Annotated in this window: 14 protein-coding genes and 1 tRNA gene; 6 read left to right on the top strand and 9 right to left on the bottom strand. The window is 51.4% G+C overall.

What is annotated here, in order from left to right:
• Positions 1 to 142 precede the first annotated feature (142 nt).
• Entirely contained in the window at positions 143 to 883 is a 741-nt protein-coding gene (locus ABIC79_RS02285; RefSeq protein ID WP_223509380.1) for an SDR family oxidoreductase, read from the top strand.
• Positions 884 to 1,213: 330 nt separating this feature from the next.
• Here the strand turns inward: ABIC79_RS02285 and ABIC79_RS02280 are convergent.
• The 3 genes from ABIC79_RS02280 to ABIC79_RS02270 all read right to left on the bottom strand — a co-directional run bounded on the left by ABIC79_RS02280 (position 1,214) and on the right by ABIC79_RS02270 (position 3,980).
• Positions 1,214 to 1,289 (bottom strand) — tRNA-Asn (locus ABIC79_RS02280).
• 143 nt (positions 1,290 to 1,432) lie between these two features.
• Positions 1,433 to 2,209 carry a DgsA anti-repressor MtfA gene (gene mtfA / locus ABIC79_RS02275; protein WP_013575231.1) on the bottom strand — a complete coding sequence of 259 codons (777 nt, stop codon included), beginning with the start codon at positions 2,207 to 2,209 and terminating at the stop codon, positions 1,433 to 1,435.
• 247 nt (positions 2,210 to 2,456) lie between these two features.
• Complete coding sequence (locus tag ABIC79_RS02270; protein ID WP_013575232.1) at positions 2,457 to 3,980, bottom strand: EAL domain-containing protein; 1,524 nt, start codon at positions 3,978 to 3,980, stop codon at positions 2,457 to 2,459.
• Between the two features lie 529 nt (positions 3,981 to 4,509).
• Between ABIC79_RS02270 and ABIC79_RS02265 the strand changes: the two genes are divergently transcribed.
• Positions 4,510 to 5,523, top strand: a complete 1,014-nt coding sequence (locus ABIC79_RS02265) for an alpha/beta fold hydrolase (RefSeq protein WP_013575233.1) — start codon at positions 4,510 to 4,512, stop codon at positions 5,521 to 5,523.
• A gap of 84 nt (positions 5,524 to 5,607) precedes the next feature.
• Here ABIC79_RS02265 and ABIC79_RS02260 read toward each other — a convergent pair whose 3' ends face one another.
• On the bottom strand, positions 5,608 to 6,114 hold the full coding sequence (locus ABIC79_RS02260; protein WP_013575234.1) for a phenolic acid decarboxylase: 507 nt from the start codon (positions 6,112 to 6,114) through the stop codon (positions 5,608 to 5,610).
• Positions 6,115 to 6,259: 145 nt separating this feature from the next.
• On the opposite strand from ABIC79_RS02260, the gene ABIC79_RS02255 reads away from it, so the two are divergent.
• The gene (locus ABIC79_RS02255; RefSeq protein ID WP_112197703.1) at positions 6,260 to 7,156 is read left to right on the top strand and encodes a LysR family transcriptional regulator; all 897 of its coding nucleotides are present in this window, start codon (positions 6,260 to 6,262) and stop codon (positions 7,154 to 7,156) included.
• A gap of 35 nt (positions 7,157 to 7,191) precedes the next feature.
• Here the strand turns inward: ABIC79_RS02255 and ABIC79_RS02250 are convergent, their stop codons facing one another.
• Positions 7,192 to 8,826, bottom strand: a complete 1,635-nt coding sequence (locus ABIC79_RS02250; RefSeq protein ID WP_121019404.1) for a phosphoethanolamine transferase — start codon at positions 8,824 to 8,826, stop codon at positions 7,192 to 7,194.
• 361 nt (positions 8,827 to 9,187) lie between these two features.
• On the opposite strand from ABIC79_RS02250, the gene lpxA reads away from it, so the two are divergent.
• Positions 9,188 to 9,976: an acyl-ACP--UDP-N-acetylglucosamine O-acyltransferase gene (gene lpxA, locus ABIC79_RS02245; RefSeq protein WP_041673215.1), complete on the top strand. Its 789-nt coding sequence runs from the start codon at positions 9,188 to 9,190 to the stop codon at positions 9,974 to 9,976.
• Positions 9,977 to 10,019: 43 nt separating this feature from the next.
• Here the strand turns inward: lpxA and ABIC79_RS02240 are convergent, their stop codons facing one another.
• The 4 genes from ABIC79_RS02240 to ABIC79_RS02225 form a co-directional block, all read right to left on the bottom strand.
• Positions 10,020 to 11,042 (bottom strand): DUF2891 domain-containing protein, encoded by a 1,023-nt coding sequence (locus ABIC79_RS02240; protein ID WP_112197701.1) that lies wholly within the window; start codon positions 11,040 to 11,042, stop codon positions 10,020 to 10,022.
• A gap of 12 nt (positions 11,043 to 11,054) precedes the next feature.
• Positions 11,055 to 12,002 (bottom strand): DUF979 domain-containing protein, encoded by a 948-nt coding sequence (locus tag ABIC79_RS02235; protein ID WP_373689693.1) that lies wholly within the window; start codon positions 12,000 to 12,002, stop codon positions 11,055 to 11,057.
• The gene (locus tag ABIC79_RS02230; protein WP_112197699.1) at positions 12,002 to 12,691 is read right to left on the bottom strand and encodes a DUF969 domain-containing protein; all 690 of its coding nucleotides are present in this window, start codon (positions 12,689 to 12,691) and stop codon (positions 12,002 to 12,004) included. Before ABIC79_RS02230 ends, ABIC79_RS02235 begins: the two co-directional genes overlap by 1 nt.
• 335 nt (positions 12,692 to 13,026) lie before the next feature.
• On the bottom strand, positions 13,027 to 13,686 hold the full coding sequence (locus tag ABIC79_RS02225; protein ID WP_112197698.1) for an epoxyqueuosine reductase QueH: 660 nt from the start codon (positions 13,684 to 13,686) through the stop codon (positions 13,027 to 13,029).
• Positions 13,687 to 13,869: 183 nt separating this feature from the next.
• Between ABIC79_RS02225 and ABIC79_RS02220 the strand changes: the two genes are divergently transcribed.
• Positions 13,870 to 14,880, top strand: a complete 1,011-nt coding sequence (locus ABIC79_RS02220; RefSeq protein ID WP_013575242.1) for an AI-2E family transporter — start codon at positions 13,870 to 13,872, stop codon at positions 14,878 to 14,880.
• 206 nt (positions 14,881 to 15,086) lie between these two features.
• The gene (locus tag ABIC79_RS02215) at positions 15,087 to 16,145 is read left to right on the top strand and encodes an NAD(P)-dependent alcohol dehydrogenase (RefSeq protein WP_015689853.1); all 1,059 of its coding nucleotides are present in this window, start codon (positions 15,087 to 15,089) and stop codon (positions 16,143 to 16,145) included.
• Positions 16,146 to 16,154: the final 9 nt, after the last annotated feature.

Below are 16,154 nucleotides of genomic sequence, written 5' to 3'. Positions count from 1 at the left end.
AGTCTTTCAGATCATTAAGCAAAGGAAACAGTACTTCTCCGGCTTTAACTGCCGGTAGTTGTGAAGCCCTCAGAAGGGATGGGCAGTAATGGAGTTCTTTCGTAAGGTAAATGGCGGTTATAACGATTAAAGGGGAGTCATTATGGGAAGATTTCACGGTAAACGTGTACTTATAACGGGGGGCACCAGCGGTATGGGGCTGGCAGGAGCGCTGCGAATTGTGAAAGAGGGTGGACAAGTTGCCATCACAGGGCTGAGTGAAGAACGTCTGGCCCGGGCCCGTAAGCTGTTGCCGGACACTGCACTGATCCTGAAAAGTGATGCTGCAAGTGAGGCAGATATTGATGCGCTCGCAACGGCAGTCTGCGGCTGGGGGCACCTCGACGGATTGTGGCTGAATGCGGGTTACGCAGAGGTTGGTGCACCGGAATCCGTTACGGCCGACGCCTTTAATCGCATGATGAATGCCAATGTTCGCGGGCCTATGCTCCAGCTTGCATCACTTTCCAACATTTTGAACCCAGGTGCATCAGTGTTGGTCACTGCATCGTCTTCAGTCTATGAAGGTGCGCCAATGACGAGCTTATATGCTGCAACAAAAGGTGCCGTTGTCGCCATGGTAAAAAGCTGGGCCGCCTCGCTGGCTACACGCAACATTCGCGCCAACACGCTGGTGCCAGGGCCTGTCGAGACTAATTTTAGACACTTCATGCCCGAGGAGTCTCGGCAACAGTTTGAAGATTTTGTAGTAAGCCAGGTGCCTCTCAGACGAGCCGGTACAGCTGATGAAGCGGCTGCCGTCGCACTTTTTCTGCTCTCAGATGATGCGTCTTACGTAACCGGAAGCCAGTACGCTGTGGATGGCGGACTGGTTCACTTGTGAGTTCAATCTGCCTCAGCGGCTTATTAACCGTATTTTCACTCATTGGTTTATAGAAATTACGGATGCCGGGGCAACGTGTTTAAAGGATTTTTGCGGATGGTTTAATTTGCGGATTTTTGAATCGTTAAGAGATATTTGGGGGTCACTGCGTCATCGAACTCACCTGACCCCAAATCTGACCACCAAATTCTCCCGATGCGGAGGGAAAACTGAAAATGCATCGGGAAGGTTTTCACGTTCACTGATCGCCTCAACGCCATACAGGCAGGGGCTCCGGCGTATAAAAAGCAAAAGGCCCGCTTAAGTTTCCTTAAGCGGGCCTTTCTAATTTGGCTCCTCTGACTGGACTCGAACCAGTGACATACGGATTAACAGTCCGCCGTTCTACCGACTGAACTACAGAGGAATCGTTGGAACGGGGCGCATAATATCCAGAGGGCTGCGGAGTGTCAACGCTAAATTCGTCAAAAACGTCCGACTGCTCAGCAACTAATCAATGTCGCCATAAAAGGGTACTTTACTGCGGAAAAATGTCCGTCAAAACGGAATTTAACAATCGCAGCGCTGACCGCGAAGTTGCCTTGCCAGCGGGTCCTGTTGATAAAAACGGCTGAAATGGCCGTATACCAGCGGAAAACGCTCTGAAAGTAATTCTGGTGCACTAAAGAAATACTCTGACAGTACCGCAAAACATTCGGCCGCATCGGTCGCCGCGTAGGCGTCCATGCTGGCAGCCTCTTCGCCGACAGTGTCGATTTCATCCTGCAGATTTTGCATCGCGGCGTGTAAATCGTGTTCCCATGACACCACCTCACGCAGCGGAATAGGCGGAATACCCGTGACTTCGCCGCCGTTGCGCATATCCAGTTTATGCGCCGCTTCGTGGATGATCAGGTTAAAACCAGAATTGTCGAATGAGTCCTCGATGTCCTGCCAGTTGAGTACAATCGGGCCCTGATCCCAGCTTTGTCCGGCATGAATTTGTGAACCGGCATGCACCAGCCCGTTTTCATCCTGCCAGGGAGCATCAACCACGAACGGGGAAGGGTAGAGCAGGATTTCGTGAAAGCCATCGAGCCAGGAAGCGCCCAGTTCCATCACCGGCAGCGCAAAAAGCAGCGCGATACGGGCCTGCATCAGTTCAGTCAGCTCAACGCCTTGCAGAGGAACCAGCCTTTTTTGTTGCAGCAACTGGCTGGCGACCTGAATCAGACGCAGTTTCTCATCTTCGTTGAGGCAAGATAAAAGTGGGATATTCAGCGCGTCATTCCAGGCGTCTGATTTCTCAATTTTCAGTTCATTCGCTTTCCACGGCCACTTAATCATCATCTTGCTCGCAAAGTGATCATTCTGATTGTCAGCAGGGTTCTCCGCCAGAGTACTCCAATACAAGTAACTTCAACAAGTTAGCTTAGTTATCGGACTCATCCTGTATGGATGTTACACACCGGCAATTTTTTAGCAAAAAGCACAGACATCTTATAAGACGCAGCTCACGTTATTAGTCTAGTCACTGAGTCACGAATGTGCCCGCAGTATGAAGAGATAGCGCCCGCCACAGGCTGCATGAAAATCAGAGCCATTTCCGGATAAAATCGGCGGGCGGTACAGGCTTTCCGAAAAAGTAACCTTGCAGGAATTCCAGCCGGTACGGGGCAAGATAATTTACCTGTGTCTGGGTTTCAATGCCTTCGGCCACGATGATCATTTGCAGACGTTTAGCCAGGTCAATCACGTTATCAACAATGTGCCCGGCCAGCGCGTCTGTACCAATCCGGCCTATGAAACTCTGGTCAATCTTCAGAATATCAATGTGGAATTTTTGCAGGTACGCCAGGCTGGAATGCCCGGTGCCAAAGTCGTCCAGCGCGATCAGCACGCCCATCTGGCGAAGTGTGTGAAACAGGCTGGAGGTGATTTCACCCGGCTCGATTAATTCACGTTCAGTCAGCTCAAGCACCAGATTGATCGGGTTCTCCCTGAAGGCATCAATAAATGCTTTGCAGTCTTCAGCCAGTGAGAGGTCTTTGAAATGGCTGGCGCAGATATTGAAACCGAAATGGAAATTTTTAGGCAACTGTGCTGCCAGCGGGCCGAACTGTTCACGTACCTGCGTCATGATGAGGCGCGTCATGGGCACAATCAGGCCGCTCTCTTCTGCCAGCGGGATAAACTGATAAGGCGGGATCAGCCCTGATTGCGGATGCTGCCAGCGCATCAGCACTTCAGCGCCGGTCACCTCATGCGTGGTGCCATCCACCACCGGCTGTAAATAAGGAATGAACTGTTTTTTCTCCAGCGCTTCTCTCAGCGCCGCCGTCGGGCTGCCGACACGGCCGAGCAGACTGTAGGTCATGAAAGCGATAAATAAGCTGAGCAGCGGGAACAATATCAGGCTGACGGTGGCGTAATCAAAAACATAACCCCAGTGGTCACTGGGCCGGATCACTAAGCGAATCGCGTAGGGGTAGTTCTGAGAAGCAAGCTCCATACGTTCACCGTCCGGCCAGCCTTCACCGGTGTGAATGCTGCCATTGCTGTCCATCCACTGGTCGCCTACCTGCAATACCAGATAAGCGTGAGTGCTGAGCAACGACAGGATGTTGTGCAGAAAATAGCCATCCACACCAACCAGCACGCCGCTGCCGTTAACGTCATGACGATAGGCAATAAGAGGATGATCGGGCGTGATGCTGTTGCCACGCATCAGCATTAACCGTCCGTCGATATATTTGTCGGTCGAGATATTGTCAGCACGCGGGCCGAATAAGGAGGCGCAGTAAATCGTATTCTGGCGGTAGAGGTTGACCGTGCGGACATTGGGCACTTTGGCTACCTGCCAGCGTAGCGCCTGCACGGTGTTGGCATCGCAGGGGACGCCAATCAGATTCTCAACGGCACTGGTGGCAATGGCGGCATTATCCAGCGTCATATCCACCAGCCTCACTGACTGTTGCAGGTTTGCGGCGGTATCACGGCGTAATCCCTGAGAAGTTTGCCACGAGATCGCCAGTATGCCGAGAGCAGCAACAACAAGGAATGCGAGTAGTGAAAGGCATATTCGGACAGAGCGTCGGGTTAACCAGTTTAGGGCCAAGGGTATCCCCCAGTGAGAGTCAGAGAGCGGCATTTTGTCCCGTTAATATACCTCATAGTCCCGCTCTGCGGTGTGGAGCTTTGCGAAGAAGATTCGGTATGGCACTGATTTAAAGGTGACGTTTTGCTCAAAAAATACCTATCTGAACCGATATTTCTACCCTGACAATATATAAAAATAATTTTTTAATTAAATGATGGGTTTTTTATATCATTATGCTTGTGTTTATACCCCGCCGGGGAATATGTGATATTTATTATGTTAAGAAAGATGGAATATTCCCTGTCCTTATGAATAATTATCTCAACAGGTGTCTTAAGTCAGAAATGAAAAATATCTTTGCTTCACACTGACGAAAGACCTTTATTAACGTTAAGTGATGGGTCAATCATAAGGTGTGAAATATGTCTGAGAATAACGCCATATCACAATTATCCGGAATGTTGGATAAGTGGTTTTCCTGACGGCGTAAAGTTTGTAGCATAAGGCTTTACGCCGTCGGTTCCGTGAACACCACCAGGACAACCCCATGCTTCCCCGTTTTAAACTGCTCTTTTGTGCTGCTGTTTTATCGTTCTCCTTCTCCGGCGCGTCAATGGCTGCCGATGCGCCTTCTTACGGTCCGCAATTGCAGGGATTTGATTATCCGTTCCCGCTGAAACAATTCTCTTTTAATTCCCAGGGTGCCCCGCTGCAAATGGGGTATCTGGATGTGCCGCCCACCGGGCACAAAAATGGTCAGACCGTGGTGCTGATGCATGGCAAGAATTTCTGTGCCGCGACCTGGGGTGACACTATTTCGGCGCTGGTCAGTAAAGGCTACCGGGTTATCGCGCCCGATCAGGTCGGGTTCTGTTCGTCGACCAAACCTTCGCATTACCAGTACAGTTTCCAGCAACTGGCGACCAACACGCATGATTTGCTTAAAAGTCTGAAGATTACCAAAGCGGTGATTGTCGGGCATTCGACCGGCGGTATGCTGGCGACGCGCTACAGCCTGATGTATGCGCCGGAAGTGTCGAAACTGGTGCTGGTGAACCCGATTGGTCTGGAAGACTGGAAAGCTAAGGGCGTGCCGTATCGTACCGTCGATCAGTGGTACGACCGTGAGCTGAAAACCTCGGCGGAAAGCATTAAACAGTACGAACTCAAAACCTATTACGTGAATAAGTGGAAACCGGAATACGACCGCTGGGTCGATATGCTGGCAGGGCTGAACAACGGGCCGGGGCATAAACTGGTGGCCTGGAACTCGGCACTGATATACGACATGATTTTCACGCAGCCGGTCTTTTACGAATTCAAAAACCTGCGTGTACCGACCACGCTGATGATCGGCACGGCTGATACGACAGCCATCGGCAGCGATATTGCGCCGCCTGCGGTAAAAGCAAAAATCGGTCATTACAACGTGCTGGGTAAACAGGTTGCGAAGCTTATTCCGCACGCGAAACTGATTGAGTTTAAAGGTCTGGGCCACGCACCGCAGATGGAAGAACCGGAAAGATTCAATGCGACGCTGCTGAAAACGCTGGCGCGCTGATGTTCCTGTCCCCCTGAAACGGTATTCATGAAAAAAACCGCAGTCATGACGGACTGCGGTTTTTTTATGTCTGCGGGTTAACGATTAACGCAGATTGTCCGGGAAGTTAGCCGGTAACTCGCTGGCAGCGCAGTCGATCACAGTGTCATTGTCAGCGCCGCAGTCACGGACGAAGGTAATGGTGGCGAATTCGTCGATGACTTCAGTCGGATAAGCGGGTCCGGCATCGCGGTAAGCATTCATCAATGGAATATGTTCGTTCTGGAAGCACACGGTTTTTTCCGGATTGTTCATGATCCAGCGTGGGAAGAAAATGGTGCCGTGGAACACGTTGTCGCCCAGATTTACAATCAGGCTGACATCTGTACCGGTCGGTTCTGTCCAGGAAATTTTGTACACATCAGAAGCCACACGCACGATATAGGCTTTCTGGTCTTTCACCCAGCGGTTACCGACCAGCCCGCTATGGATGCGGTAATCCAGCGTTTCGGCATTTTTCACATAGATTTCATAATTCCAGCCGTTGTCGTAAGTGTAAACAACGTGTTTGCCGATGAAATTGCTCAGGTCATGTTTATCAAAGTTGCTCATGGTAATTCTCCTTAATGCAGTAACAGGTGAAATGTTTTGTTTCGATGAGGAGAATATTACGCGCTAAAAAATTGATAAAAAAACGCTGATTTCAGATGGAAATAATCTAAAATTTAGATGTGTTTTACCTAAAGGGAGTAAAAATATGGCACTTCCACGCACCACACTTGAGCAGTGGGTGGTATTACAAACGGTGATTGAACAAGGAAGTTACGCGCAGGCCGCAGAGGTACTGAACCGCAGTCAGTCTTCCGTCAGTTATGCCCTGAGTGGGTTACAGGAACGTCTCGGTCTGCCGTTGCTGGAGATTCATGGCCGTAAAGCGACGCTGACGGAACAGGGGCGGGCGTTGCTGATGCAGGCCACGCCGCTGATTTCCGCCTTTTTGCAACTTGAGCACCGTGCCGCCGGGCTGAAAGACGGGACGCGCACCGAACTGAGCCTGGTTGTCGACAGTGTCTTTCCCAAATACCGTCTGTTTCGCGCACTCAAAAATTTTCAGCAGCAGTTTCCCGATACCCGTGTTCATCTGACAGAAATTCTGCGCGGCGAAAGCCTTAAGCAATTAAATGAACGATCAGCGGATTTATACATCACCACACTGGCACCGGAAAATGCGATACAGGGGCGCTTCCTGCTCGACGTGGATTTTGTGCCGGTGGCCAAAAGCGATCATCCGCTGATGAGCCTCACCGTTCCGCTGACTGCGCAGGATCTGGCGCGTTTTCCGCTGATTAGCGTGGCCGACCGGCACGCGCCGCGTGCAGAAAATGTGTCATCCGGCCCTGTTGCCAGCTGGACATTCACCACTGTCGGGGCCGCAATGGAAGCCATTGCGGTGGGCGTGGGGTACGGCTGGCTGCCGCTGGAAAGTGTGGAAAAAGCGCTGGAGAGCGGTTTGCTCCGCCGACTGGAATTATCAGCCAGAACGGTGCGGCAAACGGCTTTGTATATGGTGATGGATAATGAATCTGAGCGGTTTGATAAAACGGTCAGCACGCTGGCAAAAAGCATTCTGACGGAGTGCGGTTTGCTGCCATAACGTTCTGGCAGCAAACCGTTTCAACAGGGGCGTGATTACCTTTGTGATGTACGACAGGCTGCCAGAATATCCAGTTGCGGATCACGTTCCGAGGTTTGCACGTCCATCGCGCTCAGCACGGTGTGGAACAGGTTATCCTGTGAAACGTCTTTGTTCACGGCATACGATTTCAGGCATTGCAGATCAATTCCCTGCGCTTTCACATAACCGCTGGATAACCAGAACAGCATCGGCACGTGTGTCTGTTGCGCCGGTGCCACGCTGTAAGGCGTGCCGTGCAAATACAGGCCATTTTCACCCAGCGATTCGCCATGGTCAGAAAGATAAATCACGGCCACGTTGTACTTATCCTGATACTGCTTCGCCTTCTCAATCACCTGCGACACCGTGTAATCCGTGTAAAGCAGGGTATTATCGTAGGTATTCACCAGTTGTTCCTGAGAACAGTTTTCAATATCGCTGCGCGGGCAGTCAGGCATAAACTTACGGAATTCCTGCGGATAGCGTTTGTAGTACGTCGGGCCGTGGCTGCCGATCAGATGTAAGCCAATCAGCGTATTTTTGCCGTCAGGTTTGATGTCGTCATCGATATTCTGCATCAGCGCCATGTCGTAGCAGGTATCGCCATCACAGTATTTACCGTCTTTTTTTGTATCGATGGTGATATTCGGCACACGGTCGCATACGCCTTTACAGCCTTCATCATTGTCTTTCCAGAACACCGAAACACCGGCTTTATGCAGGATATCCAGCAAGCCTTCACTGTTACGGGCGCGGTTGGCGTCGTAGCGGGTGCGCTTCATATTCGAGAACATGCACGGCACAGAAATCGCCGTTGCCGTGCCGCATGACGTCATTTTATTAAAGAACACCACGTCAGGAATAGCCTGTGTGTACTGATTAGTCGGTTTGGCGTAACCCTCAGATGACTGATTTTGCGCCCGCGCGGTTTCCCCAATCACCAGGAACACCAGATTTGGTTTCTGCCCCGGTTGCTGCACCAGTTTTGCATCGTTGCCAATAGTCTGGAACGGCATTTTCGGCGTGAAGTAACGGTGATTGATGTACTGGAACGCGCTGTAGAGGTAGTTTGTCGGCACAATTTCCAGATTCAGGGTGCGGTTGTTACGGCCTACAGAGGCGTAATCTTTGTAAAAAATCCCGGCAATGGAGGCAACCACCAGCAATGAAATCACCATCGACACCAGACGGACACCGAGACGGCGTAACGGCGTTTTTTCATAGCTGACCGGTGTCAGGAAAAGCAAAATAGCGGGCAAAACGCCGGTGAAGACAAACCACAGTATCACTTTCAGATTCAGGTAAGACGACGCTTCAGCCGATTGCGTCTCGAGAATATTTTCGATCATGCCGCGATCAAATACGACCTGGAAGGTCATCATCGCAAAACTGGCGAGGGCACTGACCGGCAGCACGATAATAAAGAATGGCTTAAGCAATGGACGAAAGCTGAAAGGGGTGAACACAAAGTTCAGTGCGGCAAACAGCGCAACCGGAATGCTCAGGGCAAAAGCCAGGTTGTACGCGGGCAGTGCATGTAAGATGTGATAAAAATGCAGCAAAATCGGCAGATTAACGATAAAGGTAAAATACAGGGTCAGCAGTAAAGTCAGCGTAAAGTAGCTAATCTTCGGAAATATAGAGCGCAATGAAAACTCCCAACAGGGTGGTGGTAGCAGCGTTGATGTGAAGGAAACATAACGTATAGAAATGAATATCCAATAGAATATTCATCCAAGCTTAAGAAAGCCTTAATCTACCTGTCATAAAATTTTCATTATGCAGCGTTTCCGAAAAGGTTCAGAAAATAAAAAAAATATAAGAGACCGCCTTTTCGATCCTGAAGCCTTATGCTGTGCCGTGTAGCGATGCGGATGTTCAACGAAACACTCCCCTTGTTTAAACCTCTCTGAGTGCGTTTCCCTCCGCTCATTTTGATCTTTCCCTGATTATGCCTGTCCGGTTTAATTCACTACTGACTGCCTGCTGGCTGTCAGAAGGATGTTCGTGTTGATTTCATCTTCGGCCACAATTGCGGCCAGCAGTATCATAGAGCCAGGTGTCATTATCGGCCCGCGAGTGGTTATCGGGCCTTTCTGCTTTATTTCCGCCGGTGTGCAAATCGGCGAAGGAACACACATTTCTTCTCATGTCGTTATCAACGGCAATACCAAAATTGGCACGGATAACCAGATTGGCATGGGCTCATCCATTGGCGAGATCAGCCAGGATTTGAAATACGCCGGAGAACCCACCGGGCTGGAAATCGGCAATGGAAACCGCATTGGCCGCCACGTGACACTGCATCGCGGCACCGTGCAGGGCGGTGGTATGACCCGGATCGGGCACCTGAATGTGTTTGAAGGGGGCGTGCATGTCGGCCATGACTGTCAGATAGGAAATGCCACGTTTATCGGCGAACACAGTGCTCTGGCGGGGCATGTTTCATTAGGCAGTGATGCCCGGATTGATGCCCTGAGCGCGGTGCATCAGTTTTGTATTATTGGCACGGGCGTCCATCTCCTTGCTAATACCTGTGTGGTGCAGGACGTGCCGCCTTTTGTGATAGCGGGGGGAAATCGCGCGGTGCCGAAAGGGATAAACGAGCAGGCAACGGAATTTTGCCGGGCCGGAAAAGCGCAGCAAAATGTCATCCGCTATCTGTACGATTTGCTTTATCACCAGCCGGAATCGGTGGAACGGGTGAAGGGGGAAATTGAGCAGCTCAGCGCGGAATATCCGTTACTGTGCCACTTCAATGCATTTTTCCTTGATTCAGCGCGCGGGATTATTCGCTAACGATTTCACGGAAACCCTGCGGCTGAACAGAGGAAGAGGGCTGTCAGGCTTCGAGTGCCAACAGGGCAAAGGTCGCCAGCCAGTGTTCGCCCATGTAGGTGCTGTCGAGATGGTTCAGCGCGCTGTGCAGATGGGCTTCTGCCGTCTGGCGCAGCAAGGCCGCACGCGGATCGCCCGCTGGCAGCGCAGAGGCCAGCGAACGCTGACACCAGGCGCGGCTGAGATTCAGTCCGTCCAGATGGCCAATTTTACCGTCACTGCGGTCAGTGACCGTGGCGGGGGTGAAAAGCGTGGCAGGCTGGCTGTGAGCCAGATCCGGCAGGAAACGGCCAAACCAGGTCACAAATGCTTCGCCCGGCAGAACGCGCCGCATCAGTTCAGCCTCCATCAGGGAGGGTGACAGGAATTCATCACCGCCCGGTTCCCACGCCTGACAATGCACATCTTGCAGATGCCAGCGCAGCGCCGTTTCTTCGATCAGTTCTGCCAGTTTGTGATGCTTAACGCAGCTCGCATAATCAAGCGTTAATGCCAGCGCAAACGCGGTGTTGAAATGGCTGCCGACCCGCAGGGGATAGGTGGCTTTGGGCAAAAACTCACTAAAACTCTTTTCGAAGAACCGGCTCATCGGCGCCAGCGTTTTTGCCCATTCAGCAGCCTGCGGCAATGCCATCTCATGCAATTGCTGGCTCAGCGCCAGAAACCACGCCCAGCCATACGGTCTTTCAAATCCGGCATGTTGCGGTTGTTGCAGATAGGCCATTTCACCGGCGACGTTTTCTGGCGTGAAATGCTGGCCGATCACCGCAATGATTTTTTCAGCTTCCGGTAATTGCGGAAAACGATCCAGCAGGCGCAGCAATAACCAGTATCCGTGCACGCAGGAATGCCAGTCATAGCTGCCGTAAAAGACCGGATGTAACTGGCGTGGCGTTTGCGCATCTGCCGCGCTGCTCATGGCATGCATGAGTTTGTTCGGGAATTCACGGGTTAAATGATTCAGCGCCAGTGAGGCAAAACGGGACGCCATCTCTGGCGTCAGGGCGGTACTTTGTTGCGTCGTCATCGTCTTTCCTTATCAGAAACGGAACACAAAGAAATACATAAACGCGGTATTCACCAGCAACAGCAATACACCGGTTTTCCACTGCGCTTTAATCACGCCATTCTTGTCCTGCAATTCGAGCAACGCCGCAGGCACGATATTGAAATTGGCCGCCATCGGCGTCATTAAGGTGCCGCAGAAACCGGACAACATGCCGATCGCGCCCATAATCGCCGGATTTCCACCCAACTGGTTGACGATGAGTGGCAGCCCGATCCCCGCGGTCATCACCGGGAAGGCGGCAAAACCGTTGCCCATGATCATGGTGAAAAGTGCCATGCCGAAGGTATAGGCAATCACAATCGCCAGCGGTGAGCCGAGCGGAATGATGTTTTTGACCAGTTCCGATACCACGCCACCGACCCCCGCCAGCGCAAACAGCGCGCCGAGTGCGGCCAGCATCTGCGGCAGAATAGCCGCCCAGCCGACGGTATCCATCGTCTGTCCGCCCGCTTTCACGGCTTTGACCGGCGAATCACGCAGCATAACCAGCGCCACAATAAAGGCCACCAGCGTGCCGAGTACCAGCGAAATCAGCGTCACGTTTTTGGCTTCCACCAGCGGCGTGTATTTCAGCGTCAGGGTGCCGATCAGGGTCACAATCGGGATCAGCAGGGCGGGAATAAACAGTTTGTTGCCGAAGCGTTTTGCCCCCGCTTCGCGTTTTTCGACCTGTCCGGGCTGCTCACTGTCTGATTTGCCTTTACCCAGTTTCCCGCTACCGGCGATGACCGCCAGTAAAATCGCCATACAGCCGGTCACGAAGTGCGGCAATTCAGCGCCAAACAGGAAAGTGACACCGTAAATGCCCCAGAACAGCGCGTTGACATAACGGCGGGAATGGCTTTTATCGCGCACGTTGAAGAACGCATAGGCGCAGAACATCAGGCCCGCAAGAATATAAACAGTCTGCAGGTTAATCATTTCGCTGCACTCCCGTGATGAACGTCGAGGCGTTTAGCCAGCGAGCGGTCAAGCAGCCATAACCGTATAAAGTGGATAATCAGCGCAGCAATGGCGGTAGGGATCGCCCAGACAGACAGATGCAGCGGTTCAACGTTAATGCCGTACTGTTCCAGAAAACCTTTGATCAGCAGGATAGATTGCACGGCAATGAAAATGTCTTCACCGAAGAACACCGCCACGTTATCGGCGGCTGCCGCGTGAGCACGGATTTTCTGTCGCACATCATTAGGCAAATCGCCGTATTTGGTGGTGGCCGCAGCTTCAGCCATCGGCGCTATCAGCGGGCGAACCATCTGTGCATGACCGCCCAGCGAGTTAAGCCCCAGTGCGGCGGTCATCTGACGCAGGAAGAAGTACAGCATCAGCACACGGCCGGTAGTGGCGGCATGCACTTTGGAAATCAGATGACGGGCCTGTTCTTTCAGGCCGCTGCGTTCGAGGATCGCGATCACCGGCAGTGTCAGCCAGATCAATCCCATATAGCGGTTATCGGTGAACGCTTTGCCGAAGGCGCTGATGATGTCGATGGTATGCATGCCGCCCGCCAGACCGGTAGAAATACCGGCCACGGTCACCACTAATAAAGGATTAAACCGCAGTGCAAAACCCAGCACGACGATCGGAATACCAATTAAAACCCACATATTTTGTCCCTCAATAATGTTGTGTTTGTTTTATATTTTTAATGGATCTGAACAGCGCTATACGCGGGTAATAACTGCGTGTTATTACTTAGAATTAATGCGTATATAAAAAGCGTGAGGCGGAAAGTAACAAGCGTTAACGGTGAACGCAAGATGCAAAGGCAGGGGAGGTCATAGGAAATTATTCTATGAATCTGATGTTTAGCATTCTGACGAAATAAATAACTGGTATGGAAATAGTGACTGGCGTATCTGACAGGGCGCGGGCGAAATAACAGAATAAATAACCCGGCCTGATGGACGGGTATAACAAAAAGAGAGGGGCTGGGGCGGGGTTATTCGCCGTCTTCGTCGCCGTAATATTTCACACCGAGTTTGATTAAGTCCCGCCCCTGAGATTTACGGTGTAAGTTGCTGTCGCGCAGGGAATAAACACAGCCGCAATATTCCTGCTGGTAAAAGCGTTCGCGTTTGCTGATTTCAATCATGCGCGCAGAGCCGCCTTTTTTACGCCAGTTATAATCCCAGTAAACCATGCCCGGATAAGGCGCCGCCGCGCGTTCGCCACTGCCGGTAATTTGCTTCATGTCTTTCCAGCGGGAAATCCCCAGACAACTGGTGATGGCGCTGAAACCATGTTCAAAGGCGTATAACGCCGTACGTTCAAAACGCATGTCAAAACACATGGTGCAGCGCACGCCGCGCTCAGGTTCATTTTCCATGCCCTTCGCCCGCGCAAACCAATTATCGGTGTCGTAATCTGCATCAATAAAAGGAATGCCATGCTGTTCGGCAAATCGCATGTTTTCTTCTTTGCGCAGAAGATATTCTTTCTGCGGGTGAATATTCGGGTTGTAGAAGAAAATTGTATAGTCGATCCCCGATGCCTGAATGGCTTCCATCACTTCGCCCGAGCAGGGTGCGCAGCAGGAATGCAGTAATAATTTATCGTGCCCTGCAGGCAGGCTCAGTTTATCGCGGATTAATTCAGACATACTTTTCTCCAGACTCTCAGATTTTCTTTACGACTTTTTCAGGGGGATAATAAAAGAACCTCCCCGCCAGTCAAAATTTTCTTAACTGTTTAACTTACCGGAGGATTGTGCGCCGGCGTTCAGTGCTATGATGTGACCACGTCAGGGCAAAGCCCGGTGAACAGAGATTTAAGGATACAGGCAATGCAGATTATGAGATCGAATCAAATTCGCTGGCTCAGTGTGTTGATTGTGATGGGCGGGCTGTTACTGATTCTTCCTCTTCATTTACTGGCATGTTTTATTGCCGGTTTTTTAGTGTTTGAACTCATCAATGCGCTTACCCCGTACTTTCAAAAAATCATCAGTGGCGAACGTGCCCGCTGGGTGGTGGTGGCCATTATCGCGACCCTGGTGATCAGTTGTCTCACGCTGGCGATTGCGGGCATTGCGGATTTTCTGATGGAGGATATGCGTAATCCGGTGGCGTTTAACGCCATGGTCTCGCATCTGCTGACTGACGCACAAAGCCGTTTATCGCCGGTATTACTGCATTATTTACCGGCGAATATTGAAGAGTTGCAGCGCAGTTTCCTGCAATGGCTGCGTGAACATATCGTGATGATTCAGGCCGTTGGCAAGAATGCTGCCCACGTTTTCCTGACCATGATTATCGGTATGATCCTCGGTGCGATTATCTCGCTTCAGCAGCCGCGCAAGGGCGAACTGAACGCCCCGCTGAAAAAGGAGCTGTTGCAGCGGATGCATTTGCTGGGCGAAGCCTTCCGTAACGTGGTCTTTGCGCAGTTCCAGATTTCCCTGATCAATACCGTGCTGTCAGGTATTTTCCTGTTTGGCATTTTACCGCTGTTCGGCATTCATCTGCCGCTGGCAAAAACGCTGGTTGTCGTGACCTTCGTCTGCGGGTTGCTGCCGGTTATCGGTAATCTGATTTCGAATACGCTGATTTTCATCGTCGGCCTGTCGCTGTCGCTGTGGGTCGGCGCGCTGGTGCTGGCGTATCTGATCATCATCCACAAAGTGGAATACTTCCTGAATGCCCGCATTGTTGGCAGTCGCATCAAGGCGAAATCCTGGGAGGTTTTACTGGCGATGCTGATCTTCGAGGCGGCGTTTGGCATACCCGGCGTGGTCGCTGCACCTATCTATTACGCTTATCTGAAAAGCGAACTGAAAGAAGCGGGTCTGATTTAATCCTTTCTTAAAACGTGGCGCTTTGCGGGCAAAGTGCCACTGTTTAGTCTCTGCACAATCCCGCCTGAAAATCCTGAAATAAACAGATTCAGGCAAGTAATGGCGAGGATCGTTATATCAGTAAGTCATCTTAAACCGTCATAATTTTGCGGTGCCTGCCTTTTCTGCGGGCATGAAGTATTCCGTAATCCAATCAGGAGATAAAAATGACGCTTAACGTTCGTGGTTTCGCTGCACTTTCAGCGGATGCGCCTCTTGCGCCTCATAATTTTGTTCGCCGTGACCCGCGTGATACCGACGTTGTGATCGACATTCTGTACTGCGGTGTTTGCCACTCTGACATCCACCAGGCGCGTAATGAATGGCATCAAAGCATTTATCCGATGGTTCCGGGGCATGAAATTATCGGACGCGTGAAACAGGTTGGCGCGAAAGTCTCTGGCTTCAAAGTGGGCGACACCGTCGGTGTCGGTTGTATGGTCGATTCTTGTCAGCATTGTGAATCCTGCGCGGAAAGCCTGGAACAGTACTGTGAAGAAGGCGCTACCATGACCTATAACAGCCATGATCGTCATGACAATATGATGACCTACGGCGGTTATTCCGAACAAATCGTGGTTTCAGAAAAATTCGTTCTGCGTGTTTCTGAAAAACTGGACATCAAATCTGCTGCACCGCTGCTGTGTGCCGGTATCACCACGTATTCTCCGCTGAAACACTGGAAAATCGGTAAAGGTCACAAAGTGGCTGTGGTGGGCCTGGGCGGTCTGGGTCACATGGGCCTGAAATTTGCCAAAGCACTGGGCGCAGACGTGACGCTGTTCACCCGTTCCAAAGGCAAAGAGCAGGAAGCTTACCGTCTGGGCGCGGACCACGTGGTGCTGTCTACTGATGAAAAACAAATGGCCGCCGTAAAAAGCCACTTCGATTTCATCCTGGACACCGTGCCTAATCCACATGATCTGAACCCGTATCTGGACACGCTCAAACGTGACGGTACCCATATTCTGGTCGGTTTGATTGAGCCAGTCGAGCCTGCGCTGCACAGCGGCAAACTGGTTATGGGCCGCAAAACCGTCGCCGGTTCCCTGATCGGTGGTATCGCTGAAACCCAGGAAATGCTGGATTTCTGTGCTGAGCATGACATTTCCTGTGATGTGGAAATGATTGACATGCAGGACATCAACGGCGCGTACGAACGCATGCTGAAAAGCGACGTGAAATACCGCTTTGTTGTTGATATGGCGTCATTGAAAAACGCCTGAAAGGCCGTA

Source organism: Rahnella sp. 2050, from assembly GCF_040544515.1.
Classification (GTDB): Bacteria; Pseudomonadota; Gammaproteobacteria; order Enterobacterales; family Enterobacteriaceae; genus Rahnella; species Rahnella aceris.
The sequence above is the reverse complement of the archived record's forward strand: the minus strand, read 5'-3'. Positions and strand labels throughout refer to the sequence as shown.